Genomic DNA, 26765 nt, shown 5'->3' on the forward strand with positions numbered 1-26765 from the left:
TTAGTTTACTTGGACGGCAGATAGCACTTGTCGTCCAACGGTCCGCCGACTAAGCTCCGCGGCAAATCAGCCAGACACTAGCTGTTTGTCACCAATTCGGATTCGGAGATCACTCATGAGGCAAGTCGCATTCGTTACTTTACTGTTGGCATGGACGGTCCAAGCCCGGGGAGCGACCTACGTAGCACTTGGTGATTCCATCACATCCGGTACCAATGCCGTAACAGGAGTCGTGTTTAGTGACTACTCATGGGCTGTTGGTCGGAAACTTGAGCGGACCTTTGTCAAAGCGCTAGGTGACCGTGTCGACGCCGTCTACTCACTCGCCATACCAGGGGCAGTGAGTGCGATCCTGAAGGCGCAGGCGGTCCTTGCCGAAAATCTCAAACCAGATTACGTGACTATCGAGATCGGCGCCAACGACTACGGCTGGGGGCTAGGGCACCGCGTTGCTCCTGATGTGCGCTGGGTTGTCGAACGTCTGTCGCGCGGTGAGAAAAAGCCCAAAATCTTTGTTGGTATGATACCTGACCTTGAATGGCTCTATAAACTAGGTCGCGGGCGTAGGCTTTGCCAATTGACTCATTGGCTCGCGCCGTTCTTCTTGAAAGCATCCGACGAGAGACGCGCTGAGATCTCACGTGACATCGTTGCGAGTAACGAGGCTATCTTAGCACTTGCCGATGAGTTTCCGAATGTCTTCGTCGTAGATACCTTGGACGGTGTCACTCTTGAACCGGAGGACGTTTCGACGGTTGATTGCATTCACCCCTCGGCCCGAGGTCAGCAGCGTATTGCTGATGCATTTATCCAAGTGTTGGAGCAAAGCGAGTAATCAAAGCTGCCTAGGCGCTGAGAGTACCTAATCCTGCCTGGGACGCAGGACGGACCCATATCAGTAGTCGGTCATCTTCAGCTTCGCTAGGCGCTTCAGGGGCCAGTCGTTCGTGCTCGATGCCGTTCAGTATCGCGCTGATTTTCTTCGATGAGGTTCTGCTGCCTCGGGCAAACACGCCGTCGGAGCCAAGTAGGATCGACGGTGTAGGCGCTCCAGGTGCAAAGTTTATGCGCCGCGGATTGAATGAGATGTCGCCGCTTAAGCCGAGCACTTGACCAGGGGCAATCACGGGGCGATAGCGGACATTTTGAGTGCGCTGTGCTTGGCCGATGAATATTGGCGTATGCCCACACGAGTAGTAAGTGAGCTGATCGCGGCCAACTACAGCCAAACCTACCGTGGCCGTATGCGGCACCTTTTCTCCCATATCATAAAGCGTGCGATTAACGCTTCGCAGCCAGTCTTCTGCCGCAAAGAAGCTGGCTGCTTTGGCCTCGGCCCACAGCGTATTGATTGCCTGAGCGACCATGGCAGCGGCGATGCCTTTGCCGGTCACATCAGCAACGACCAACACCAGTTCCCCTGAGGGTAAAATGCGCGCACCCATCCAGTCACCACCGAGTATGTCCTGTTGTTCGTGGTAAAAGTGCACCTCGGCATCATTCCAATGCAAAACCTTGAGCGCTGGTGATAGAGAGTCCTGCACTCGCTGGGCAATATGCATTTGAGTTTCTATGGCTTCTAAGCGCAAACGCTCATTTTGCAGCTGCAACTCTTTAGATCGGCTGTCAAGGGGAGAGAATTGGATCAGATATTTGTAAAAGAAAACATTTAGGGCGAGTCCCAAGCTATCAAAAATCGTCAATAGGGAAAACCAATTGAAGTCTTCTAGTGCTGGATGTTGGTGACCCCAACCAATCATCCCTAAGATGATGTGTTCAGCTGCCAAAAGTATGGCGTTCTTATTTGAAGTAGGTGCGATAAATACGATAGTAGGTCCTATGGCCGTGTAGATTCCGGCAATAATCATCTTTGATTCGACCGAATCAACTCCGTAAGAAACGACTAGAAAAGATATGGCGTGTCCAATCAGCAATAATTGACTAATAGCGGTGAATAAATGTACGAGCTTAAGATTGCCTCGTTTAAGTAAAACGGAGGCAAAATCCACACATGATAGATAGTAAAAAATACGTTGCTGCGAGAGGAAAGCGCTCTAGTGTTTCTGTAAACAGAAAGATCTGAATCGATGCTAGTAGCATAATTGCTGCGCACAATTGTAGAATGCGCGGCGAAACTGATGCCAAAAACTTATTGCTCCAAACATCGACCTGCGACTGGAGTTGATCTTCCTGACTGTTGTTGGAGCTAGGTGCCACGGACGTTTAAGGCCTCCCGATTAGGGGATCGGTCGCATGTGGCAGAAACTCCAGAATTTTGGTTTATTGTTTGGTGTCTGCCCTATGGTAACTACTAACTATATGGAGATAAATAACCAGAGTTATGGTCGACTATAACAACGTTTTAGTAGGGAGCGCGTGCATCGCTGCTAGGTTTAGCTAGCTAGATGATGCAGTACGCCATGTTGCTGCGGCTCAAACCCAACACGATCTTTTTTTGGCGATGTGATTTTTTCAAAAGCATGTTTAGTACCAACCGGTGGCAGACCCTGTGGTAGGTTGAAAAAAGGATAGCGGCGAGCTATAGCGACAATACTGTGCTCACCAAAAAAAACAGCGTCGACGTATTCTTCTGGCGCGCTTGCGCCTGCATTGGAGTGTGCTTTACCTTCGTTGGCTGTAGTCACACTGGACATGACACCGGCATAGTGAACCCTCGGGAGATTGTACCAAGGGATGCCCGGATATCGGTGATGTAGCTCATGAAAGCCAATGTTATGAGCGTAGATGGTCCAGTTAAGTAGGTGACTACTACCGAAGTAGCTCCGCGTCTTGACGCCGATGGGCATGTGTAGATGTTCTAAAAAGCTGCGCGTTAGATGGAATGTCAGGGCCAGGTAAGCTACGGCGACGTGGATCATTGACATGCGCCAATCCAAGACGCTGAGACCAAGTAGCAATACTAGGTGCAGACTGTACTGACGTAATTCACCCCAAAAGCCTTTGGGAGCATTGCCGTAGATCTGGAGGATACGGCCCATATACTTAAACATGTATGCAGGAGCCATCAGCCAAAGTTTCCAACCCTTGATGCCGAGTTGATCTATTTCGCGGGCAACACGAGCATCCAGATCTCCTTCAGTAAAGAGATGCTGATGGTGCGCCAGATGGGCGCGGCGTGCGTCGTTAAAGTCGTTGAAGATCATCAGGGCCGTTAGGTGCCCAAAAAAATCATTCACTTTTTTGTTGGGATGAAACGTATAGTGATAGGCGTCGTGCGACAGAATTCCGACCGCCATCCAGCGATTAGCGGCGAGTGTCATGATGAGCGGCAGCGCTAACCAACCCACCCAATGGGCCGCGTTGAGGGCGGCCCAAATCGCCACGTACAAAGAGGAAAATACGAGGCGCTATGGACAATTAGCGTCGAATCGCCGTCGTCCTCTAGCAGAATCGAGCGTGAGTCTAGATTTGTAGCCACCAGCCGTCGTGAGTGCGGCTCACAGAGTCACTTGCCGCTAAATCGCGGAGGCCGCCTTTCGCTCATTGCGGCTGCTGCTTCACGAAAGTCGGCAGTCTGAAACAGTGCCGCCTGAGCCCAGGCCTCAAGACTTAAACCGCGGTCTTGATCGATCATCCCATCAATGACACGTTTGGCCATACCTATAGCTAGTGGTGCGCCCTTGCTCAGTTCTGATTCCATAGCCTTACCGGCGTCTGTGAGCTGGGCTGGCTCGACGACTTGGTTCAGGATGCCGACTCGTTCCAGATATGCCGCATCAAGTTGCCGCCCAGTCATAATGATTTCTTTGGCCCGAGCCGCACCGACGAGTTTGACCAGACGCGTGGTGCCACCGACATCTGGGATGATCCCGAGGTGCACCTCCGGTAGCCCCATCTTGAGATCGGAGGTTCCAATGCGAAAGTCACAGGCGAGTGCCAGTTCCATGCCCATGCCCAGGCAAAACCCGTGCAATAAAGCTATGGTCGGCAACTCGGATCGTTCGAGGCGATTAACCACAGCTTGAATGTCGGCGGTAATCAGACGCATTTTGCTCAGCCAGTCGGCACCGTATCCGTCACCTAGTTGTGTCAGGGTACTGAGATCAATGCCCGCAGAGAATCCTTTGCCCTCACCCCTCATGACGATACAGCGCACCCCAGAGGCGCGATTGGCTTCCTTCAAGGCTGCGTCCAGCTCGTGCCAGAGTTCCAGTGAGATAGCATTTCGTTTATCTGGGCGATTGAGAACAATCTCAAAAGTCGACCCTACCTGGCTTGCTTGGATAAATTGGTACATCGCATGCTCCTACAAAACTCTGTGACTACTAATTTGACACAGCTTCGGGGCGCCGCAAATGCACCTTACGGTGGTCTGCTTTTGTAAGTGAAATCGGGTCGTTAGGGGTTAAGTTCTTGTTTCTCAAGTTTCCCCATAAATTACCGATGCTTCCCTGAAGTTTTCGGGCTGAGGCCACGGCTACGGCATGACCGATGGCTAAACCAGCTCATGCGGGGGGAACTGGTCAGATTGAACCTTAAAATTTTCAAACCGCCTAAGCATTTTAAACGGGCACTTGTTGGCCTACTGGGCGTGCTTTTTCTAATGCCAGCCGCTGCCGCTCAGGCCGAAAATTATTCGCTCAGCTATGCAGCGCGCCTAACGACCGCCAATGGTGCTCCCGTCGACGGGCCAGTCGATGTCGAAGCGCGGTTTTGGACTGCTGCGACGGGCGGTAGCCAGCTTGCACGTGCTTTTACCTATGCGGGTGTGACACCTAACCAAGGCGTCTTGCAAATAACGATTGTTGCCACGAGTGCTGAGATCGCGCAGATCTTTGGTGACGGCAGTGCTCCTGTTTATATCGAGGTTACTGCAGCGGGTAAGATCTATGGTTTTCATTAGCTTAGCGCCAGTGCCCGACCCCGGGCTCTCATCGGTTGAAAAGGAACATAAACGCGCCATTCTAGTCTAATGCCCTTGGCGCGGTCCGCATGATCACGGCATAATGTTTGCGGATGAATTGGGCGCGAACTGAGGAGACACCAAAAATCTTGAGAATTTTTAACAGATAATTAGGCCACTTCCTTAACAATATGCCATTCCACTCGATAGCCAAGGACCGACATCAGTCGCAACATTTCATCGACCGACTTGCTCTTATTTGCTGGATCAAGAAGTCGGGCAAGTTGGCTTGGAGAGGTCTTAAGGCGTCTAACAACTTCATGTTTGCTTAAACTTGATTTACTCATCAGTCCCATTGCAGCAATAGTCAGCTGGTATAACGCCGCGGCACGAACAAAGTCAGGATCCTTGTTGTAGTCGAGAAATGCATCTAAATGCACCGAAGCCTCTTTTCCCGATGTCATCACATAGGTTACGGCGCGCGATCCAAGCTCCTTATCGATAAAGATCTGGGCAATTCTGTTCTTTGCCGAAGGGCGCAACTCTAGGCGTGAAAACGGCAACGAAAACTTACCCTTAATGGTCTCAATCTCTATCGCCTTTTTGCGGTTATTTAAGGTAACAAATTTGATTTTCAAAGCTCACCCTCTCTAACCAGGGATTGGATGATTTTCAGTAATTTACAAGTAATTTTTCCGCTCATGACGAGATTATTTTCCAAGTCCCACTTCAGAATTTCGCGCCCATTCTTAAAGACGTGTACGTGCCTTGGAGAATGATCGCCCTTCCATGTGATGAAAATGTAACCATTGCGACGGATTTTGGCCAAAATTTCCTCGAGTACATAGACTATGTTATCTATTACCACATAAGGTAATAGATAGCAATATATACATTCTTTACTGAGTGTTCAATTCATGCCTTGGATGGTATTTCGCCTTGATTTTAATCAATTCGCAGCCTGACCTCGGTGAGAATTCTACTGGCGAAGCTAGTTGAATGCGTCTTGTTACGATTTCAACGGACAACGTCGGTATTGGATCAGTGGCACCTACAGCCGCTCTCGACGTAACAGGCAACATCAATGTGAGTGGTAGTATCGCGATTGAGGATTGGAACACTCCCACATTCCAAAACAGCTGGGTAAACTACGGTGGCACGTGGGAACCTGCTGGTTACTACAAGGACAAGTTTGGTGTAGTGCACCTCAAAGGCCTCATCAAAAATGGTACTCTTAATCAGGCCGCTTTTACGTTACCCGTTGGTTACCGACCTAACTATGGACGGCATCTAGCCACCTTGAGTGGCAACGGTAATACTGCATGTATTCTCTACATATATAGCGATGGCACTGTAGTGCCGTCCGCCGTTTGCAGTTCAACTTGGACATCGCTCGAGGTGAGTTTCAGGCCCTGAGTTTGTAACCAGGGTGTAAGCCACGCGATCATCCCTCGCCTACCAAATCAGAGCGACTACGCACCACCATCAATGAACCACTAATGGGATGCCTAAACTCTAACTGTACTGCGTGCAAAAGAAGCCTCTGACTGCCGCAGTGCTCCCTAAACGCCGTATTGTGAGCGCCGTCACCGTATTTGGTATCACCGAGGATGGGATGAGAGATGCCAGCGAGATGACGCCTGAGTTGATGCGTTCTGCCAGTTTCGGGACGAAGTTCAAGGTAGCTATAACGTGCGGTAGGGTAGGGCCTTACGGCCCAATCCGCGCTGTAGCGAGTCAGCGTCTTCACGTGGGTGCAGGCCGACTGTTCGGTGTCGTCATGCAGGCGCTCCAGGGGACGATCAATGAGCAGGTCATCTGCGACCCAGCCGCGCACTACGGCGTGGTAAATTTTACTGACTTGGCGATCTGCAAAAGCGGCAGCAAGTAGACCAGCCACCTCCTTAGTCCGTGCCATGACCACCACACCGGATGTCGCTCTGTCCAGGCGATGGACGGGATAAACCCAGGCGCCCAGGTAGTTACGGGCTGCAGCCATGAGGCTAAGCACATCATCGGCACCTGGGCCCGGATGCGTCGGCATCCCTGATGGTTTGTCTACGGCTATGATCGCTTCGTCAAGGTGGAGGATGCGGCTAGTGAGATCCAGCGAGGATTGCCCATCGTAGACCTCGCACGCCAGCGGATTAAAAATATTTTTGTTTATAATTAGCGGCAATTTCCGAGCTACCTTGGCTGCAAAAATTCTCGCTACCTATGCCAAATTGCCTAAAGTTTTACCACAGGTCTCGCTAAACCCCTGATTCCACGGGAGTAGACGCTGTGCACGCTTCTTGCACAATGTCCCAACGTGGGTTCTCTCTTGCTGAGGTGCGATTATGTTGAAGATCAATGCTCCTGTCCCGCGCAAGTCGTCTGTCCTGTGGATAGCGTCCCTAATGTCGCTGGTGAACTTTGCTTGTAACAAGACCCAGTTTGGTGGTGAACAGTACCGTGCTGTTCGCGAAGAAGCTGGTCCGAGTAGTCAAAATGGTAGCGGCACACCGACGCCGCAATACGATGCTAAAGGTGATCCCATTCCTTTCGGAACGCCAGTGTCGCCTGAAGTTTCACAACCCGGTTGGGTCGGTTCTGAAGTGCGAAGCCAAGTCGACGCGATCTTTTCGACGGGCGCCGCGCCCAACTATTATACTGACGCCTCCACCGGTAACGGCGGAGCGCCAGGCACCAGCGGTGCACCGGGAACCACCCCGGGCGGCACGACCCCGGGATTTCCCGGTATTCCCGGTATCCCAAACATTCCCGGACTTCCCGGTATCCCGGGTATCCCCGGTCTACCTGGTATCGGCGGTGGTCCACGCATCAACACCGATGCCTCGACAGGGTCGGGTTCCAACCCTACACTTGGCCAAAAGATTCTGAACGACTCCGCTGGCGTGCTATGGCTTGCTTGCCGTAAAGATGGCCAAGATGCTGGGCAATTTCCGAACGAGTTTTACGCCAAGGCCGGCACCACAGTGCGTGTGGCTGGAGAATTTTGTCCCGAAGCTAAACCAAGCGGTGAAATCACCATTTTGTTCGTCATCGATCGGTCAGGATCGATGGAAGGCACCGCTGGCGAAGGACCGAACGATAAGACCACCAACGGCTCCTGTGGACGTCTGCGCGCTGCAGACCTCATCGTCAAAAAATACCAGGCGATGCTTAACACCACGATTAAGGCTGGTGTGGTCAGGTTTGCCACCCAATCGGAAGTTAAGATTCCTGTTGGTGAGCTTGACGCCGTCGCTAATAGTCTCAACCCAGCAACCTTTTGTGGTTCTGAAACAGGCACGGCACAGCTGACCAATTATCACGCGGCACTAAACACGGCTGCCGATCAACTTGCCAATATCCCTGGTGACAAGATTGTTTACTTCATCTCTGACGGCTCGCCTACCACTGGTCAAGGCGACCCAAAACAATCTGGTCTGACCGCAGCCCAACGCCTGCGCAGCATCCCAGGAGTCAGCATGTTTGCCTTATTTGTAGGCTACAATGCTGGATCTGCCGTCAATCCTAGAGCCTACCTTGAGCAAGTCACGGGCGATGCGAAGTTGGTGCGCGTCACCTCCAACGCCGACGAGTTAGTGCGGGCTGCGGCAACGCTGGGAACCATACCCGTCTTTATGAAGGCTGCAGACGCGACCGCAACCCTGGAAAACCCTGCCGGCGTACGTAATCTCAAAATTGAAGAATTCGCGCCGCGTCAAGATATGCCCAACCGCTACTACTGGGTCACCGAGCCTTTCATCCTGGTTGGTACACCAACGGCTGCAACACTAAATAAACTTACCGTGACGGGCAAAGTATCGACGGGCGACACACTGAGCTCGGTAGCCAATATCAGCTACCACGAGCTCTTGCCAAAGTGACAGTAGCGTTGCTCTGATTCCTTGCCAAAAATCCAAGTTGTACCAATTCCCCTTTGAGATGAGTTTTTATTTATGAATTTCGTTGCTGTAGCGATCAGATTAGTCGGCTTATCCCTGCTCCTTTCGTCCTGCGCGAGCGCGCACTTGTCCGGAGTCAAGGCGGCGTCACGTGGCGGCGTCGTTGGGCACATCAACACACCGGATATGCCCGTGATCACATTGCACTGTGATCCTTTTGATAGCCATGAATTTAAAGGCCGGATGGAAGGCGTGCTGCTTGGAGTAGGCCTGACACCTGGCGGTTATGCTATCGGCGGCCAAGTTAGTTTATCGGTGAGCGCGTCAGGAAAACGCAGCAAAACTTATACGGCTCAGGTCCAAGGGACTTTTATCCCACCATCTGGCGGCGAAACATTTAAGACTAATTACATCGACGCCAAGCTGTTCGGCGCCGACCAATTAACTGGTTTGTCGCTGTCTCTCTGGCCAGAGTCGGGAGATTTCCCCATGTCAGCGATCTACGATATCGACGGCTACCGGTTTGGGATGACTTGTAGCAAATCCGAAGTTAGCTACCGCTAGTTAAGATTTGCTGCCGCTGTAAATGCCGTCGATAAGATCTTTATACTTGTTGATGACGACCTTGCGTTTGATACTCAGCTTGGGGGTTAATTCGCCCCCGGCTATCGACCATTCATCAGATACGAGCCGAAACTGCTTGATTTTCTCCCACTGACCGAAGTTGACGTTGGAGTTCTCAACGACTTCCTTTAGGAGGGCATTGGTCTCGGGCAGTGCGATGAGCTCGGCGTTACTGGTGACGGTCTTTCCCTGGGCTGCGTACCATTTACGCAGGTTGTCGAACTCAGGGAGGATGATCGCAGACGGGAATTTCTGATTTTCTCCTACGACAATCACCTGAGCGACGAGAGGTGATTCGCGCAGTTTGTTTTCGATGGCGAGCGGAGCAATGTATTTACCGCCGGAGGTCTTAAAGATTTCCTTCTTGCGGTCCGTGATACGCAAATAGCCATCATCTAATACACCGATATCGCCAGTGTGAAACCAACCATCCGCGTCCACAGCTTGGGCGGTTGCCTCTGGATTTTTAAAGTACCCAATCATGACGGATGGTCCTTTAACGAGGATTTCACCCTCGCCCGCGCGGTAGCCCTCCTCTTGGATGATTTTGAGTTGCAAATTTGGCAGTGGTTTACCGACAGATCCCACGCGATGCTCGGTAAATGAGTTGAAAGCGATCACCGGTGAGGTTTCGGTCAGTCCGTAGCCCTCTAGCACTTGAATGCCTGCCGCCCAGAAAACCCTTGCCAGTCGTGGCTGCAGAGCAGAGCCGCCAATCAAAATGACATCTAGCTCGCCGCCCAGTGCAGCTTTCCACTTGCTAAACACTAGTTTTCTAGCGACGGCTAATTGTAATTTTGTTTTTAGGTCAGCAGGGTGATCGGGGTCGTATGTCAAACCTAGCTTGAGTGACCAGTCAAATAACACCCTTTTAAAACCCGTAAGTTCGTGCCCCTTGTTGACGATGGCCTCGTAAACTTTCTCAAGTAGTCTAGGCACGGTCGCCATCACATGAGGTTTGACTTCAGGCAAATTCTTGACGATCGTTTCGACGCTTTCAGCAAAATAAATCGACGTACCCATATACTGGTACGCGTAACATGCCAATCGCTCAAATACATGGGACAATGGCAGAAAGCTCAGAGCCCGCTTCAGATGGTTGATGTTCACGACGTCCAGAACGGTCAGGACATTGCTGAGTATATTTTGGTGACTCAGCATGACGCCCTTGGGTGTGCCTGTGGTGCCAGAAGTATAAATGATGGAAGCCAGGTCTTGCGGCGTTACAGAGTCACGGCGCGCCTGCAGTGCGGCTGCAAGCTCCGGTGTTGCATTTTGGCCAGCTGTGAGCAGCTCTGAAAACGGCATCGTATCAGTGATGCCAGGAGCGGTATCGAAAGTATAGACGGCCTTTAGGTTCGGGAGGCTCCCCCGCACGCTGTTCAACTTCTGCGCGATCTCAGTGGTCGAGACCAATGCGACAGTGGCCTCTGAATGACCTAGAATGTATGCGTAGTCTTTGGCTGTAGCAGATGGGTAAAGTGGCACCGATACCGCACCGAGTTGCGCGATGGCAATGTCACTGAACACCCACTCCGGTCGATTCATTGAGATGAGGGCGATGCGCTCACCCTTGGCAATCTGATGACGGGTGAGCAAACCTAAGCCTACGTTCCGCGCGGTATCGACAACTTCTTGACTGGAATAACGCCGCCAAGAATCACCAACTTTGGCAGCGAGGGCATCGTCGAGTGGCAGCGCGGCGGCTTGGCGTTCGATGAGGTCAAATAGTCGCGTCGGTCGCATTTCGTACTCCAGAGTCGGTCAACCTGTTAATATCAGGGACGCAAATGGTGATCGAGTGTAGCCAACCCTGAGGCGTTGGTTCAACGGTAAACTCTCTTTAGCTGGTCTACTTAATTGTTGGTGATTTGATCCAACTGCCCGTGATAGCAGTGCTTGGCGCGGCTTTGGGCGAGCGTTAGGATGTATTCCAGTAACCATCTTTAATCATTACGTAATAATGTCTTTACCAACAGTTAAGTGGATCAGTTCGCAGGTGCTATGGCAAGACAGCCACTGTCTGGTGGTCAATAAACCGGCGCGCCTACTGACCTTGGGCGACGACAGTGGTGACGATACGCTCTTAGCATTGGTGCGGGAGTTTCACGCCAGTCGGCAGGCTCCGGGTAAGAAGGGGTATGTGGCGCCCTTACACTCGCTCGATCGTCCGGTCTCAGGTGCGGTGATGTTTGCTCTTAGTAGCAAGGCGGCCTCTCGCCTTTCGGCACAGATGCGTGGGCGTGACATTGGCAAGACCTACCTCGCCATTGTCGAAGGCACGCCGCCTGGTCCGAGCGGGGTCCTCACCGGGGCGCTCCTCAAGGACCGGGACCGCAACGTCACCACCATGGTCCAGGCCGGCACTGCGGGGTCTAAGAGTTGCGAGTTGGCATTCCGGGTCATTGCGCGCCACGGCGGGCTGACACTTGTGGCCGTGGCTCCCAAGACGGGTAGGAGCCATCAGATTCGGGTACAGCTAGCCGACGCTGGCATGCCCATATACGGCGACGTAAAGTACGGGGCGTCAGTTCCATGGGAGGGACAAATTGCCCTGCATGCTAGGGCCTTAGCGTTTCATCATCCCATCACTAAGGAGCTGATCGAGGTGGTGGCAGCGCTGCCGCCCGTATGGCAATCCATTTGGCCGGCGCCGATTGCGGAGAACATTCATGTATAAGAAGCCGAAATTAGAGCTCCAGACCACGACTTTATGGGAGTACCCCTCGCAGCACTATGGCGAGGGCATGCAGGGCAGTAAGAACTACAAGGGTGCCACCCCTTCCTGGGTCATTTGGAATCTGCTCAAGCGCTACACCAAAGACGGCGACACGGTCATCGATCCGATGTGCGGCAGTGGGACAACCCTCGATGTCTGTAAGGATCTTGGCCGCCAAGGGCTAGGCTTCGACTTGCAACCGCAGCGCGCCGCGATCGTGCGGGCGGATGCGCGGCATCTACCGGTGGCAGACGGCAGCGCCGAGTTTGTTTTTGTCGATCCACCGTACTCGACGCATCTTAAGTACTCGGGATTGCCCGAGTGCATTGGCGAGCTAGACGCCGACGGGGGAGGGTACTACGAGGCGATGACCGAGGTGATCACCGAGATCCACCGCGTCCTCAAACCTGGTGGGCATGTCGGTGTTTACGTGAGTGATTCGTGGCGTCAGGACCATCCGTTCTGCCCCATCGGCTTTGAGCTGTTTGCGATCATGCGGCGCTTTTTTGTACCAGTTGATATCGTGGCGGTGGTGCGCCACAATCGGACTATGAAGCGCGATCACTGGCATCGGTCGGCGGCACTTGGTAATTATTTTTTACGCGGATTCAATTATCTGCTTATTATGCGCCAAGGTGACGTGTCCAAGCCGACTAAGACGCGTGCTCCCAAGCCACCGCCACTGACCCCGGTGGCCAAGCCGATGCCGCGAGGTAAGCAGCGCAAGAAAAAGAAGCACCGTATTTGACCGGATTGCTTTTTTGCGTTTCCTTGATCGTTGCCTCCGTGTACCATGCGTGATAGGGATTCCTTTGTAGCGATTCCACTTCACCAACGCGCGAACACTTTGCCACGAATGAGGGCGAGATGATCTTTGACTGGCTTGCTGGCTTATTCTCCAACGACTTAGCTATCGACCTCGGGACCGCCAACACCTTAGTTTACGTCAAGGGTGTGGGCATTGTGATGAACGAGCCATCGGTCGTTGCCATCAATAAGAACGTGACTGGCCCTAAGCGTATCCTCGCCGTTGGCAAGGAAGCGAAGGAGATGCTTGGTCGTACCCCTGGTGACATTGTCGCCATTCGTCCCTTGAAGGACGGTGTGATTGCTGACTTTGAGATCACGGCTGCGATGATCCGTTACTTCGTCGAGAAGGCGCACAATCGCCGCACGATGGTTAAGCCTCGTGTGATCGTCTGTGTTCCCTACGGTATCACCAACGTTGAGAAGCGTGCGGTTAAAGAAGCTGCCGAGAGCGCCGGCGTGCGTGAAGTGTTCCTGATCGAGGAGCCAATGGCGGCGGCGATTGGTGCTGGCTTGCCGGTGACTGAGCCGAGCGGCAGCATGATTGTCGACATCGGTGGTGGCACGACGGAAGTCGCTGTGATCTCCTTGGCCGGTATTGTCTACTCGAAGTCGGTCCGCGTTGCGGGCGACAAGATGGATGAGGCCATCATTAACTACATCAAGCGTAAGTACAACCTCCTCATCGGTGAGCGCACCGCTGAGGAGATCAAGATTGCCATTGGTAATGCCTATCCTAGCGATGTGATCGAGTCGATGCATGTCAAGGGCCGCGACATGGTGGCTGGTATTCCAAAGACCATCCAGGTGACGTCGGAGGAGATTCGCGAGGCGATTGCTGAGCCAGTCAACATCATTGTTGAGGCCGTGCGCGTTGCTCTCGAGCAGACGCCGCCCGAATTAGCTGCTGATATCGTCGACAAGGGCATCGTCCTTGCTGGTGGTGGCGCTCTGATCAAAAATCTCGACGTGCTTCTCCGCGAGGAGACGGGTCTGCCGATCATGATTGCTGACAATCCGCTCACATCGGTTGTGATCGGCAGCGGTAAGGCTCTTGATCAGATCCATGTCCTCAGTGGTATTACTCAGTAAGTGTAACGCGGCTGGACGCCCCATTGTTCCCTGGCGGATTTGGGCGGCAGCCGTGGTTTGAGGTCTCGGGTGGTTACGGAGCGGTTTCCGGCTAAGATAGTCCGTAAGTGGGTCGCGATGGCCTTCATTTCCGGCAGTGTTAATGCCGGTGGCTTGATGGCCTGCGATCGCTTTGTGACGCACGTGACGGGATTTGCCACCTTGGCTGGTATGGAGACGGGTAATCGGCAGTTTCGTTTGGCTGCCGGTATGCTCAGTGTGCCGCTCTATTTTGTGCTCGGTGTGATGATTGCGTCCTTTTTCACCGATGCGGCCATACTCAACGGTCGCAAGCCCCAATTCAGGGGGCTCATGTATTTCGCTGCGATGCTCCTTGCCGGCGCTGGTTTACTTGGGCATTTGGGCTACTTCACGGCATTCGAATCGCCGTTTCAGCTGCGTGCCGACTACCCGCTGCTGATTATGCTATGTGCTGCTTCTGGCCTGCAGAATGCGGTCCTTACCTCGGCCTCGGGCGGCATAGTGCGGGCTACCCATCTGACGGGCACTACCACTGATGTCGGTATGGGACTGGTACGCGCCCTCACCTGTCGCCACAGGCCAGAAATTTACTCCAAAGAGATGCACCGTGCGGTTGTGCGTTTTGCGACGATCCTTGGTTTCATCATCGGCGGGCTGATCGGTGGTACCGTGTTTCACTACACGCAGTATCTCGGCTTTCTGATGCCCGCGGCTTTGGCTGTCTACGTCGGCACATCCGGGTTTGGCCAGGTCCCTGGGATTGCCCCAATTCAGGTGTCACCCACGCCTTCAGCGGGCAGTATCAGTGCTTACCAGGCGACCAGTGAGCAAGCTGGACGGGTTTAATTTTTCACTAGGGTCAGTTTGGGCTGCGTCTGCGTGTCTCGCGGCGGCTGTGGTGCCAATTTGTCGGCCGTCGTGATGAGCCTTAGTAGCTCCTTTTGACGCACGGCGTCGACGGTAGCACGGTCCGCCGTAGCGGCTTCAGCCTCCGCCTTTGCGACTTGAAGGTCGCGGGCCTTACTGCGCTCTCTCACCTTTTTGTAGGCATCGCGGCGCTTGGCTTTAAGGGCGGCGGCGCGTTGCTGCGCCTCCGGGGTGGCGGCGGCAGCCTTGCGTCGCTCTTTGGCAGCCGCTTTTGCCTTTTCATACGCTGCTTTACGGAAGGCGCGGGCGCGCTCTTTAGCAGTCGTCGCGCGCTGTGACCCGCCTGGGCTATCGTCGGTCGTCATGGGTTACTGCCTGATTTGGTCGCTGCTTCGGCATCTTTTAGTTTTTGCTCCACCTCGTCAAGGTGCTCTCTGGAGATGTCGGTGGGTTCACGTCTGGCCGCGGCTAGCATCTGACGAGCGTCTTTTAGGTCGCGAGAGCGCTGAAATTCAAGGCAGATGATGCACATGGCAAACTGCTCCCTGTAGGTGTTGGTGGCCGCAAAGAGGAAATTGTAGCTGATTCCTCCCTGACCAACAATTAAGTAGACCAGTTTAAGGGGGACCGTGGTAATTTTCCCTCCCAACCCAGATGAGAGATAGGTGCTACATGGTTAAGGTTAAGGGTCCAAGTATCGAGTGGGAAGATGACGATAGCGGGTTTGACGCCGAGGCTCCGCAGAAGGAGAGTGCGGCCCAGGCTTTTGCCGCTTTGCTGCAGCAGGAGGCCAAAGGTGGCCAGCGTATTGCTGTCGGGGAAAAAGTGCAGGGCACGCTATCCCTCATTGGCTCTGGTACCGATGTCATGGTCGACCTGGGTCACGGTAAGGCGACTGGTGTGATCGACAAAATCGAGCTCGTCGATGAGCACGGCGCTTTAAAATACAAGGTAGGCGATAAGATTGAGGCCTTTGTTATCGCTAAGCGCGGTGGCGAGGTCCAGCTGAGTCATCACATGACTCACGCTCTTAAGTCGTCCGATGACTTGGATAAGGCTCAAGCCCAGGGCATCCCGGTGCGCGGCCGCGTCGCTAAAGTCATTAAAGGCGGCTTTGAAGTAACAGTACTCGGCAAGACAGCCTTCTGTCCCATCTCGCAGATGGATACCAAGTTTACCGATAACGGTGCTGAGCACGTCGGCAAGGACTACGAGTTTTTGATCGAAAAAGTCGAAGAACGCGGGCGTAACATCGTCGTCTCGCGCACCGCTCTGCTACGCAAAAAAGCTGACTTACGCCTGCAAGAGTTGGCGGCGACCTCCACTGAGGACAAGGTCTTCACCGGTACGGTTACGGAGCTCCGGGATTTTGGTGCTTTCGTCGATATCGGTGGCGTCGATGGCTTGGTCCATGTGTCGCATCTAGCGCATGGACGCGTGTCTCACCCGAGCGAGGTCGTCAGTGTTGGTGATCACGTACAGGTCAAAATCCTGAAGATCGAGCGTGACGACAAGGGCAGGCCTAAACTCTCCTTAAGCATGAAGGCGGCCTCGCAAGATCCGTGGGAGCGGGTGCATGATCTCATCTCTGGTGGCAAAGTCTACGAGGGTAAAGTTGTAAACTTGCAGTCGTTTGGTGCCTTCGTCCAAATTCATGCAGGACTTGAGGGGCTGCTACATATTTCCGAACTCTCGTGGACGAAGCGGGTGCATCATCCGTCCGAGGTTCTCAAGATTGGCGACACGGTCACCGTCGCGGTTAAAGACATCGACACGGTGCAACGCCGTATTTCACTCACCATGAAGCAGCCTGAGGACGACCCCTGGTTCGCCGCTGCGACGCGTTATCCAGTAGGGCAGTTGCGCAGTGCTAAAGTCGAGCGGCTCAAGCCCTTTGGTGCCTTAGTGGAGTTGGCACCAGGCCTGACGGCTCTGCTTCCGCTGAGTGTGCTTAAACGCAAGTACGGCGAGGCCTACAAGCAGGCCGCTACCCCGGGTAAGGAGCTCGAGGTCAGAGTCGTAGCTGTGGCGCCTGAGGAGCGACGGATTCAGCTAACCCTTGCTGATATTGAGGAAGAGGATTCCGATCAAAAGAACTACGAGGACTACCTGGCGTCCGAGCGTCAGGCTGCTGCCACGCAGAGGGCTGAAGCAGATGCACCTAAGGTCGGCAGTTTTGGTGCCCTACTGGGCAGTAAGCTCAAACAGCGCGGCTGATACCCCAAAACTCAGGGCGACGCACGGACTATGCATTAGTCCGTGCGTCGCCCTTGTGGTTCACTCAATCAGGCTTCATGACCTAAGTTTAGTGACTGGTAGGCTTCACAACGCTGGCCGAGAGGATCTTCACGTCCGCTACGGGGAAGTCTTGCATATTGAAGCGGATCGCCGTTCTAGATTTGCCGATCTTCTCGACGATGTCGAGCCCTTCAACCACGCGACCAAAGACCGCATAGCCATGGCCATCGGGATTCGGGTAGTTTAAGCGGTCGTTGTTTACGAGGTTGATGTAAAACTGCGAGGTCCCACTGTCGGGATTGCTCGTGCGCGCCATGGCGATGGTGCCTTTGTCGTTTTTCAGGCCATTCTTGGCTTCATTAGCAATCGCCGCTTTGGTTGGCTTTTCGTTGAGTTTATCACCATCGACAGTATAGCCACCGCCTTGAATCATGAAACCATCGATCACGCGATGAAAGACGGTACCGTCGTAAAATTTGCTATTCACGTAGGCCACGAAGTTGGCGACGCTGATCGGGGCTTCCTTATCGGCTAGTTCGACCTTGATGTTGCCCTCGCTAGTCTTGATCTCTACCACTGTGCCCGCACTTTTGGTGGGAGCGGTTACCGGTGCCGTGGTGGTGGCGGGCTTTCCAGCCTCTGGTTTACCGGTCGCCGTAGCTGCCGCAGGAGCAGCGGGAGCAGCAGTGCTTGCTGCAGGGGCTGTTGCAGGGGATTTATTGGTGACCGGCGCGGCCGTGGTGGCAGGTGCCGTGGCCGTGGCGGACGCTGGTGCCACATTAGCGGCCGGAGTGGCAGCTAGTTTGTCGTTGGCATAGGTGCTGGTGCTTACCAGGACGCCGGCTAAGAGTAGGCCCATCTTGGACAGATTGGAACGCATATAAAGCCTCCTTGGCTCATAAGCAGAAAAGTTTGACTTAAACCTGATCTTAAACCGGCTAACGTACAGCTTCAAGCCTCTAGCGAGGATCCGTCCCGATCCGTCCAGATCCGTCCTGTTCAGTCCAAGTCTTTGTAGAACGACTTTGGCTCAAAGTAGCGCTTATCAGCGGTCAGCCGGGTAGGCGGAGCGATGACGAGCGGCGCCTGGTCGCTCATGTCAAATAGGTATTCCCGGGGATCTACAGGCTGATTGCGGTGCCAAATTTCATAATGCAGGTGAGGTCCGGTGGACCTACCAGAGTTGCCAGTTTTAGCGATCGCCTGATCTTTTCTCACCTTGTCACCGGCTTTGACTTGGATGCCGCTCAGATGGCCGTAGCGGGTGATCATTTCGGAGCCGCCATGGTCGATGACCACAATGCGGCCCATGTGCGGAAACTCACCGGCAAACGTCACGACCCCATCAGCAGGGGCGTACACCGTAGTACCAACGGTTGCCATAATGTCGATACCATCGTGCATCCTACGTAGGCCATGAAATGGTGACATACGCTCACCGTACTCGCTGCTGATGCGGCCCCAAACGGGTAGACGGGACGGCACGGCTTTCAGATTGTCTTTGTTGACGCGTAGGGCTGCCGAAATATTAGTGAGACGTTTTGATACCAGTTCGATATCGTCGGCGATGCTGTCTATGCGCGCAATGTTTTGAGCGAACTGCTCCGTGTCACTGAGCGCAGCCGCTGCACTCACGCCGCTCAAGCTTTTTGCCGCGAGGCTAAAAGGCGCATTTTGGCCGAGCGCTCGTGATCCTAAGTTTAGAGTGCGCGCATCATAATGGTCCTCGCTAACGGCCGCAGTGCGCACGCCACCGATGGCAAGTGTCTGAGTGCTTTCCGTATACGACCTTAGCTGCTGAAAGTGTGCTTGCAGTTTATGGAGATTAGCAGTGACGACGGTATTTTGTTCCCGCAACAATTTGGCTTCGTTACGCACGGCGGCCATCTGATAGATGCTGTAGCCAGTAATGACGGCCATGATCGTGACACCGGTAATGACCAAATGATCACGAATGCGAATTGTGTGGTTCATGGGTGACTCCTACCTCTTTTATTCTTTGTTCTTAAAGAAAAAGGCAGCAGGAGTTGTGCCAGAAATCGGCCCCAGTGATTCCAGAGGGTTTCCTTGGGGCCTGACGACGAATGTCAAATCCTTAGACAGATTTTTCTAGACAGGCGCATGGGAACTCAAAGCTTGGTGAGCCGCATCAAAGCCACTAGCCGTGGTCATCGCTGCATCGATGGCCGACACTTCGCCGTCACTGAATCCGTGAAAGGTCACAGTCTTGTAGGGTTTGATCAGTGAGAGTTCGTACAGTTCCTTATATGCTGCCATGAGCTCTGGATTGGTACGGAGCTTCTGGTAGGCGGCGTTCACGCCGAGGCTATACTGGCCGCGGGCCTCTGCCACCAGTTTAGCAACACTTGCTGCCGTAGCGGCTTGGAGCATGTCGGCACTCAGGCGGCCATTTTCGTCAATGTCGGCCTTAGCCTTCTCCAGGCGTGCTGCTACCGTGTCAAATAGCTGAGCTGAGACCTCGGGCAAAAGACTCAGCTTACTAATGAATACGAGGTCGATCTCTAGACCCCAACGCAGCGTTTCATCGCGGATATCGTCTTTGAGCCTTTGGCTAAGCTCGCTGCGGTTGGCCAGGATTTGGCTTAATTCAAAGGTACCGAGAATAGCGGTGGCAGAGTTGGTGAGCAGACTACGCAACGCTTTTTCCCGGTCAGTGACGCGGAACAGCGCATTTTCCGGTGACATCACGCGGAACTGAGTCCACAGGTCGACGATGACCGTGGTGCCACGGCAGTCGTTGACGTGGATCTCTTCAAACGTGCGATGGTCCCGCTTGAGTGAGACTTGTTGGCATTTATTCCACGGTAAATACCTTCCTAGCCAAAGGTGGAGGCCAGGCTCCCGAACGACTTTGGTCAGGCGACCAAAACTTGTGATGACGGCCGCGGTCTCCTCATGAACCTCCATGCTGACGAGCTTCATGAGCCAACCAATCAGTGGGAGCACACTCAAACCAATCACAATGCCAAAGCCAATAGACAAAATATCGTTACTCATGATGGCCTCTTGATGTAGGAGGTGCGGGCATCGGCATAAACTTCGGCACGACGACGCTCAAGGTAAGCGCTCAACGTCCCGTCTTTTTGGAGTTTCGCCAGAACATCAACCATGGTGGAAATCTCTTGCTCGACCGCTTGAGCGCGTGCTTTCGCAATGTCTAGCCCTTTAGCCGCGGCGATCACTTGTTGTTCGCATTCGCCCTCGGTCCGAGCCAGAAGGCTTTGGGCCTCACTGTGGGCATTGATGACGCTGTTGAGAGCTTCGGCCAGTTCGTCGGGAGGCAGGATATCGGTAAGGTCTATACCATCAAAGCTGACACCGTAGCGGTCACCAATTTGATGACGGCAAAATTCTTGGATGCCCTGATTAAGCAGACGGCGCTCACGACGAATCACGGCATAGGAGCCTAATTTTATGTCATCAGAACTTGCTAAAGTGCCCTGAGACGGAACAGATGTTCTCAACTTTTGATCGAAGTTTGCTATTTGGTCCTGCAACAAGCAAGTAAACCAACTTTTGAGGTGATCAATTGGATGTTCCAGGCCAATGATAAATTGATACAGGGAATCTTTGGCGAGCGTGATCCGGACAATAGCATTAATCGCAAGTGTCGTGCCGTCAGCTGTCATGGCTGTGATGCCGCTTTCATCTCCAGAGAGCTCTAAAATTTGCTCTTTCATCGAGACTTTTTGTACACATTCCCACGGCAATTTTAGATGCAGACCTGGGGCATAGACTTTAAGTTGCTTACTAGATACGTTGCTAAATTTACTTTTGCCAAAAGCTGAGATGACAGCAATCTCTCCCTCAGAAACTTGAAATAAGCATCTGGATAATCCGTATAATGCGTAAATTGTTAGCCCAATAAATACAGCTAAATAGAAAGTCGCTGTCACTTGGAATCTCCCTGATCAAAACCAATTTTTTGCTTGGTGGGGACGCGAATTGACCTGCGTCTTACTTAAATTTTTTGAAGATACAGATTTTTCGCGTGAGTAAGCCGCCGCCAGGCCCCGATTGACATTAACTACCTCTTCGTTGAAGTGCATATGTTCATGACTCACGTCTGGAAGCTGATCTGCTGCCTCCTGAGTGTCGATGATACTGCCGTGTGGTACATATTTACCGCTTGGAACGTTGACTCCAACTACGATGGCACCGATACCGATATAGCATTTGCTACCAACGACAGAGTTATGCACTACGGCCTGGAACCCCACAAATGAGTTGTCACCCACATAGCACGGTCCATGAACCAATGCTTGGTGTGCTATTGATACGTTCTGTCCGACGTAAATTGCCCACTTTTCGCCATCTACATCGATCCACTTATCTTTGAGCGCATGAAGGACCACTCCATCCTGTACATTGGAATTGGAGCCAATATAAAAAGGCGACCCCTCGTCGGCTCGTACCGAGCTTTCGGCAGCAATATGAACATGATCCCCAAGCACCACTTTGCCGATCACAGATGCATTTTGATGAACAAATGCAGAGGCAGCTGACTGGGCCCTCATGCGGATTTGCTTGAGCCAATCAATATTTGGATTCTCATCACTGAAGTGATTGATGCGACGACGGTTGTTGGCTGCCTTGGTCGCATCCAAGGTTTTAGCTCGAGTGCCGCTGGTTGGTTTTTTTTTCGCTTTTTCGGCTATTTCGTGGCTCGCAGGACTGTGAATCAAACGTCTTACCTTCATTGAGACCAAGTGAAGCGCAATACCAGCGGTAAGCCCCACCATTAAGTGACCTTTGAGAGTGCCAATGATGGTTAGCAGAAAGCATAATGCTTCGACGCGTTGTGTCCTGATTAATTTGAAGAAAGTTGAGGTATCGATTAACTGAACGCCAATCATACAGAGTAAACCGGCTAGCGCTGAAAGCGGTATCGATGAAATTGTCTCGTTTAGATAGAGAAAAGCGAATAGAAGAGCTGCGCTATGAAATAAGGCAGATAACCTTGTCCTGGCACCGCTCTGGACGGCAACTCTTGATTGAATGGTGACCCCCGATACCGGCATGCCGCCAACAAAACCTGATGCGAGGTTAGCCACTCCTTGGCCGAAGATCTCAAGATTTGAATCAATGTTTTTTGAATCGCTAGTCCAATTTTTTACCAACTTTGCCGAGATCAGAGTCTCAACTGCGGCAAGGATTGCTAGCGGTACAGATACGGTGATTATGCGCAACCATCGGTCATCAGCAACTGTGGGCCAGGTTGGTAGGTGTAAATTAATTGGAACCAGTCCGACACGCTCTACGTTCCAGCCTAATCTGTTGGCCACTGCAGTGATGAGCGCGATTGCCACCAGCGCAGCCGGAAATCGCTTAAACTTATTACTGGCATTGACCAAAAATGCAACGAAGAGTCCGGACATTACTGCTAACCAAGACACTTCATGAAGCCAAGCTGGGCGATGCATCATCTGAGCTAGTTCAGAAGTTGTGTAATCAAAACCAAGAAGTTCTGGGATTTGATTGTCTAGTAACTTAAGTCCCACGCCGCTTGCAAATCCGGTCAGTATCGACTCAGGTATATATTTCAGAAGGTTCCGACTAGCGACGGCGCAAAGTGCAAGTTGGATGACACCAATACACAGGCAGGCCGCAGCGACACCGGACATGCCAAATTCTTGATTCAGAGTAAACACAGTCAAGGATAGAGCTGTTGCTGGACCGGATATCTGCGAGGCAGACCCGCCAAAGACCGCCGCAACGGCTCCGCCGATAGCTCCAGCGACGAGCCCGGCACTTGGTGGTAGTCCGCAAGCCACTGCAAGAGCAATATTCAGGGGCAACGCAACGGCTGCTACGGTGAGACCCGCCACGATCTCCTGTGGTAGTGACGGCGCTTTCAGGACCTCCAGCCAACTGTTACCTAAACTGCGCAGAAGCTCCCGCGGCCGCATTGGAGCCCAGTCGTCGGTCGCTGTCTGACTGCCGTTCACTGTTTGCGTCACCAGGACACCCCTCTGCTTATTTTGGTTGTGTTGATTATCTTTAGGACCGAATGAGGGTGTCGGGCGTACGGCAGTGCGTGTGCTAATGCTGTCTCACTCTGTAGGAGCACCCTCGGGGTCAGCACGGGGAGTCCGGTTCGGTAGATGGTTCTTATGCGATCTTATGGTCTACCGAAATTTTGGTCAAATCAGAGTCATATTTAGTGGCGCGATAACATATGACTAAAGCCTCAGGGAAGCCGATCTTTGGTGTCGGTTACCTGGCTATGGTACCCTATAGAGATCCGCGAATGACGATCTTCTCGATGTCTCTTTAGTAAAAAAAAATAAACAATAATTATTTGGATGGAAAATCATGCGCCTATCGGGATTGCTCTCGGTTAGTCTCAAGGCATTGATAATCAGCCCCGCTGCAAGTGTCGCGATGTCCGCAGCGGCCGCGGTGCCAGATAAATTTGAATTCCCCATAGATGTGTTGAGTTCAGAGCTGAGCGCTGAAGAAGTGGGAGCGCAGCTCATCGCCATTGTGGGGCGAGACACCGTCGGGCTCAGTGTCGATAGCCAAGGACTAAGGTCTACGCCCGTCAATGGGAGTAATCGCATCTTTGGGATCGTTACCATAGGCACCCCAGAGGTCAGTGCGCAGAGCCTGCGTGGGAGTCTCAAAATTGGATTCGACAAAAATCGCGATGGTCGGATCTCTGATCGTGAACCGAAGTTTAGTCCGATCGACCAACGCGGTCAGATGCTGACGGTGACGCTCGACGGACAGGGTCACATCTACATCGAATCGCAGTCGCGCGCCGAAACGGGCATCCCAAAATGTACGGACGGCACGACTCCCAATGCCTACCATCTCCCACGCTGCGATAAAGGTCCCAAAGGTGACAAAGGCGACAAGGGTGACCCAGGTCCCGCCGGTCCCCAGGGTCCTCAAGGTCCACGCGGCGATAAAGGGGAGCCAGGAAATCCTGGAGTCCCAGGGGCTCACGGTCCTAAGGGCGATAAAGGAGAAAAAGGCGAAAAGGGTGAAGCTGGCGACGAAGGCCCAGCCGGTCCCAAAGGCGACCGGGGCGAAAAAGGCGACAAAGGCGACAAAGGCTCGATTGGTCCAGCCGGTCCCGTTGGTCCAGCGGGTGCAGCGGGCCCGGTTGGTCTCAGCGGTGCTAAAGGCGACGTCGGTGATAAGGGCGATAAAGGAGACAAGGGCGACAAGGGTGATGTTGGCGCCAAAGGCGATAAGGGCGACACGGGCGATAAAGGTGACAAGGGTGACAAGGGTGATGTAGGCCCAGTTGGTCCTGCCGGTCCTGCCGGTCCTGCCGGTTTAGCAGGGGCGAAGGGTGACAAGGGCGACGTCGGCGCCAAAGGCGATAAGGGCGACACGGGTGATGTTGGTCCTGTCGGTCCTGCCGGTCCTACCGGTATAGAAGGTGCGAAAGGGGACAAGGGCGACTTCGGCGAAAAAGGTGACAAGGGTGACGCGGGCGCGAAAGGCGATAAGGGTGACGCGGGCGATAAAGGCGACAAGGGTGACGTTGGTCCTGCTGGCGTTGCGGGTCCCGCCGGACCCAAGGGCGACAAAGGTGATGTCGGTGACAAAGGTGACAAAGGCGACGTAGGTCCAGCTGGTGCGGTAGGTCCTGCCGGTCCCACAGGCGTTGCCGGCCCCGTTGGCCCTAAAGGTGAAACGGGAGAAGTCGGTCCTGTCGGTCCCACAGGTGTTGCAGGCCCGGTTGGTCCGGTAGGTCCCGCTGGCGTTGCCGGCCCTGTCGGTCCCGCTGGACCCAAGGGCGACAAAGGTGATGTAGGTGACAAAGGAGAAAAAGGCGACAAGGGCGATGTTGGCCCGATAGGTCCTGTCGGTCCCTCGGGCGTTGCAGGTCCCGCTGGTCCCAAAGGTGACACTGGTGCAGTTGGTCCCGCCGGTCCGACGGGCGTTGCCGGCCCCGCCGGCCCTGTTGGTCCTGTTGGTCCTGTTGGTCCTGTTGGTCCTGTTGGTCCAGCAGGCGTAGCTGGTCCTGTCGGTCCCGCTGGACCCAAGGGCGACAAAGGTGATGTCGGTGACAAAGGAGAAAAAGGCGACAAGGGCGATATGGGCCCGATAGGTCCTGTTGGCCCCACAGGTCCCACGGGCGTTGCAGGTCCCGTTGGTCCCAAAGGTGACCAGGGCGACGTTGGTCCTGCGGGTCCCGTTGGTCCAGCGGGTCCAGTTGGAGAGCCTGGTTCTCGCGACATTAGTTTTGGTAGCCAGAATAACGTGATCTCGCTGCGCACACCGACGCTGACCGAGACCTTCTACAACAAAGCTTACGTCGACGGCGTACTCATGGCGCTCGATGTGCAAATGCGTAACAAAGCGAACACCACTCACACCCATACGATGGCTGACATGACCGGTGCGTTGCCCGCATGTGTTGCAGGTAAGAGCCAATCACTTTGTACTAAAGGCTCGTTGCTTGTGGTTGGTGGTGTAGCCTATGCGCCGACGCCGACCATCGCTGGGCAACCAGTTGTTACGTCGGTCATCAGTAATCTCAAACTCGGAACAGCTGTGAACTCCTGGAATACGATTGGATCCTTCGACGACCTAGCCAATAGCGTCGTGTCTATCAATGGATCCGTGCAGACAGCGGTCGGAACGTTCACTGCGGTGAACTCAGCTGCGGCATTACAGGTGCGTATCGTTGGTGGCAAGGTACAAGAGTTTCATACGGAAGCAGCTCTGCAAACATTACCGCTTTATTTAGAAGTACGCTTCGTTCCACCGAGTAGTAGCCAAGCTGAGGACAGTGCTTCGCTATGAAGGATCAATGGGACCAGCGCTATAGCTCTCAGAACTTTTTTTACGGACGCGAGATTAACGACTTCCTTCGGGATAGCATCGCACTTATTCCGAAGGGTGGTCGGGTCCTCATGCTAGCCGAGGGCGAGGGGCGCAACGCGGTGGCTTTGGCGCGTCTTGGTTTTCAGGTGACCGCTGTCGACTGGTCCAAAGTTGGGTTGCAGAAATTAAACGACTGGGCTAGGTCAGAGCACCTCCAGGTTGAGACAGTCTGTGCTGATCTGACGCAATTCGATTTTGGTCAAAGTAAATGGGACGCGATTGTTTCGATTTGGTTTCATTTGCCGACTAATAAACGCAAAATAGTTTATCCAAAAGTCGAGGATGCGCTGGCGCCACGCGGTGTATTTCTGCTCGAATCCTACACGCCACGGCAACTCACGTTTAAAACCGGTGGTCCTCCAGATGTCGATATGCTGGTCACAGCGGATGAGCTGCGGGCGTGCTGGCATCGCCTAAGAGTCAAGTCATGCCACGAACTAGAGCGCGATATCAATGAAGGGCAGGGACATAAAGGTCGCAGTGCGGTGGTGCAACTGGTTGCGGTGGCAGAACCCTAGAACTGTCTGATAGGCCCAGCGCTTGGATTGAGCTTTCGCTCATCTGAGTCCAACTCCCCAAAATCTCAGCTCCTTCAGCCAATCACACTGGCGGAATTCGTCGCCGTTTGACCAGTGTTTTCCGTGCCTTAAATACCTACCTAAAGTTATCCCCCGGTGTGCCGATGCCATTTTAGTAAGAACGGGGACCCCCGTCCTGTGATTTCGGTGCCTTAACTGAGGCGCTTATGGCTCGAGCGATGCGACAGCAAAAA

25 protein-coding genes are annotated in these 26765 nt (G+C 53.4%); 12 read left to right on the plus strand and 13 right to left on the minus strand.

Translation table 11 applies throughout. The features are described from left to right. Positions 1-115: 115 nt before the first annotated feature. Positions 116-835, plus strand: a complete 720-nt coding sequence (locus FJ146_13635) for an SGNH/GDSL hydrolase family protein (GenBank protein ID MBM4253009.1) — start codon at positions 116-118, stop codon at positions 833-835. A 10-nt stretch (positions 836-845) separates the two neighbouring features. Here the strand turns inward: FJ146_13635 and FJ146_13640 are convergent, their stop codons facing one another. From FJ146_13640 to FJ146_13650, 3 genes are all read right to left on the minus strand, one after another. Further along, positions 846-1868 carry a serine/threonine-protein phosphatase gene (locus FJ146_13640; protein MBM4253010.1) on the minus strand — a complete coding sequence of 341 codons (1023 nt, stop codon included), beginning with the start codon at positions 1866-1868 and terminating at the stop codon, positions 846-848. 525 nt (positions 1869-2393) lie between these two features. Beyond that, on the minus strand, positions 2394-3350 hold the full coding sequence (locus FJ146_13645) for a hypothetical protein (protein MBM4253011.1): 957 nt from the start codon (positions 3348-3350) through the stop codon (positions 2394-2396). Positions 3351-3466: 116 nt separating this feature from the next. Further along, a complete protein-coding gene (locus FJ146_13650) occupies positions 3467-4258 on the minus strand; it encodes an enoyl-CoA hydratase/isomerase family protein (protein ID MBM4253012.1) in 792 nt (263 codons plus the stop codon). A 231-nt stretch (positions 4259-4489) separates the two neighbouring features. On the opposite strand from FJ146_13650, the gene FJ146_13655 reads away from it, so the two are divergent. Then, positions 4490-4864, plus strand: a complete 375-nt coding sequence (locus tag FJ146_13655; GenBank protein ID MBM4253013.1) for a hypothetical protein — start codon at positions 4490-4492, stop codon at positions 4862-4864. A gap of 170 nt (positions 4865-5034) precedes the next feature. Here FJ146_13655 and FJ146_13660 read toward each other — a convergent pair whose 3' ends face one another. Next, positions 5035-5502: a hypothetical protein gene (locus FJ146_13660; GenBank protein MBM4253014.1), complete on the minus strand. Its 468-nt coding sequence runs from the start codon at positions 5500-5502 to the stop codon at positions 5035-5037. Next, complete coding sequence (locus FJ146_13665) at positions 5499-5756, minus strand: DUF4160 domain-containing protein (GenBank protein ID MBM4253015.1); 258 nt, start codon at positions 5754-5756, stop codon at positions 5499-5501. Before FJ146_13665 ends, FJ146_13660 begins: the two co-directional genes overlap by 4 nt. 107 nt (positions 5757-5863) lie before the next feature. Between FJ146_13665 and FJ146_13670 the strand changes: the two genes are divergently transcribed. Continuing rightward, positions 5864-6280, plus strand: coding sequence for a hypothetical protein (locus FJ146_13670; protein ID MBM4253016.1), 417 nt, complete (start codon positions 5864-5866; stop codon positions 6278-6280). Positions 6281-6308: 28 nt separating this feature from the next. Here FJ146_13670 and FJ146_13675 read toward each other — a convergent pair whose 3' ends face one another. Next, positions 6309-7043, minus strand: a complete 735-nt coding sequence (locus FJ146_13675) for a hypothetical protein (protein ID MBM4253017.1) — start codon at positions 7041-7043, stop codon at positions 6309-6311. Positions 7044-7203: 160 nt separating this feature from the next. Between FJ146_13675 and FJ146_13680 the strand changes: the two genes are divergently transcribed. Further along, positions 7204-8739, plus strand: a complete 1536-nt coding sequence (locus FJ146_13680) for a VWA domain-containing protein (protein MBM4253018.1) — start codon at positions 7204-7206, stop codon at positions 8737-8739. A gap of 72 nt (positions 8740-8811) precedes the next feature. Further along, positions 8812-9321 (plus strand): hypothetical protein, encoded by a 510-nt coding sequence (locus FJ146_13685; GenBank protein MBM4253019.1) that lies wholly within the window; start codon positions 8812-8814, stop codon positions 9319-9321. On the opposite strand, the gene FJ146_13690 is transcribed toward FJ146_13685, so the two are convergent. Next, complete coding sequence (locus tag FJ146_13690) at positions 9322-11127, minus strand: long-chain fatty acid--CoA ligase (GenBank protein MBM4253020.1); 1806 nt, start codon at positions 11125-11127, stop codon at positions 9322-9324. It lies immediately after the preceding gene. A gap of 217 nt (positions 11128-11344) precedes the next feature. On the opposite strand from FJ146_13690, the gene FJ146_13695 reads away from it, so the two are divergent. The 4 genes from FJ146_13695 (at position 11345) to FJ146_13710 (ending at position 14866) form a co-directional block, all read left to right on the plus strand. Further along, positions 11345-12061, plus strand: coding sequence for an RluA family pseudouridine synthase (locus FJ146_13695; protein ID MBM4253021.1), 717 nt, complete (start codon positions 11345-11347; stop codon positions 12059-12061). After that, positions 12054-12848 (plus strand): methyltransferase domain-containing protein, encoded by a 795-nt coding sequence (locus FJ146_13700; GenBank protein ID MBM4253022.1) that lies wholly within the window; start codon positions 12054-12056, stop codon positions 12846-12848. Before FJ146_13695 ends, FJ146_13700 begins: the two co-directional genes overlap by 8 nt. 119 nt (positions 12849-12967) lie before the next feature. Beyond that, positions 12968-13999, plus strand: coding sequence for a rod shape-determining protein (locus FJ146_13705; GenBank protein MBM4253023.1), 1032 nt, complete (start codon positions 12968-12970; stop codon positions 13997-13999). Between the two features lie 117 nt (positions 14000-14116). After that, positions 14117-14866 carry a DUF1275 domain-containing protein gene (locus FJ146_13710; protein MBM4253024.1) on the plus strand — a complete coding sequence of 250 codons (750 nt, stop codon included), beginning with the start codon at positions 14117-14119 and terminating at the stop codon, positions 14864-14866. Here the strand turns inward: FJ146_13710 and FJ146_13715 are convergent. Next, on the minus strand, positions 14863-15252 hold the full coding sequence (locus FJ146_13715; GenBank protein MBM4253025.1) for a hypothetical protein: 390 nt from the start codon (positions 15250-15252) through the stop codon (positions 14863-14865). The two genes, FJ146_13710 and FJ146_13715, sit on opposite strands and share 4 nt — an antisense overlap. 289 nt (positions 15253-15541) lie before the next feature. Here FJ146_13715 and FJ146_13720 point away from each other — a divergent pair, with 289 nt between their 5' ends. Further along, positions 15542-17104 (plus strand): S1 RNA-binding domain-containing protein, encoded by a 1563-nt coding sequence (locus FJ146_13720; GenBank protein MBM4253026.1) that lies wholly within the window; start codon positions 15542-15544, stop codon positions 17102-17104. Positions 17105-17192: 88 nt separating this feature from the next. On the opposite strand, the gene FJ146_13725 is transcribed toward FJ146_13720, so the two are convergent. From FJ146_13725 to FJ146_13745, 5 genes are all read right to left on the minus strand, one after another. Next, entirely contained in the window at positions 17193-17702 is a 510-nt protein-coding gene (locus FJ146_13725) for a peptidyl-prolyl cis-trans isomerase (protein MBM4253027.1), read from the minus strand. Positions 17703-18124: 422 nt separating this feature from the next. After that, complete coding sequence (locus FJ146_13730) at positions 18125-19099, minus strand: hypothetical protein (protein ID MBM4253028.1); 975 nt, start codon at positions 19097-19099, stop codon at positions 18125-18127. A 135-nt stretch (positions 19100-19234) separates the two neighbouring features. Next, positions 19235-20143: an SPFH/Band 7/PHB domain protein gene (locus FJ146_13735; protein ID MBM4253029.1), complete on the minus strand. Its 909-nt coding sequence runs from the start codon at positions 20141-20143 to the stop codon at positions 19235-19237. Further along, the gene (locus tag FJ146_13740; protein MBM4253030.1) at positions 20140-21042 is read right to left on the minus strand and encodes an SPFH domain-containing protein; all 903 of its coding nucleotides are present in this window, start codon (positions 21040-21042) and stop codon (positions 20140-20142) included. Before FJ146_13740 ends, FJ146_13735 begins: the two co-directional genes overlap by 4 nt. A 15-nt stretch (positions 21043-21057) precedes the next feature. Then, the gene (locus FJ146_13745; protein ID MBM4253031.1) at positions 21058-23106 is read right to left on the minus strand and encodes a hypothetical protein; all 2049 of its coding nucleotides are present in this window, start codon (positions 23104-23106) and stop codon (positions 21058-21060) included. A 355-nt stretch (positions 23107-23461) separates the two neighbouring features. On the opposite strand from FJ146_13745, the gene FJ146_13750 reads away from it, so the two are divergent. Both FJ146_13750 and FJ146_13755 read left to right on the plus strand, forming a co-directional pair. Further along, complete coding sequence (locus FJ146_13750; GenBank protein MBM4253032.1) at positions 23462-25912, plus strand: hypothetical protein; 2451 nt, start codon at positions 23462-23464, stop codon at positions 25910-25912. Beyond that, on the plus strand, positions 25909-26511 hold the full coding sequence (locus FJ146_13755) for a class I SAM-dependent methyltransferase (GenBank protein MBM4253033.1): 603 nt from the start codon (positions 25909-25911) through the stop codon (positions 26509-26511). Before FJ146_13750 ends, FJ146_13755 begins: the two co-directional genes overlap by 4 nt. The last annotated feature ends 254 nt before the right edge of the window (positions 26512-26765 follow it).

This window comes from Deltaproteobacteria bacterium (assembly GCA_016874735.1).
Classification (GTDB): domain Bacteria; phylum Bdellovibrionota_B; class Oligoflexia; order Oligoflexales; family CAIYRB01; genus CAIYRB01.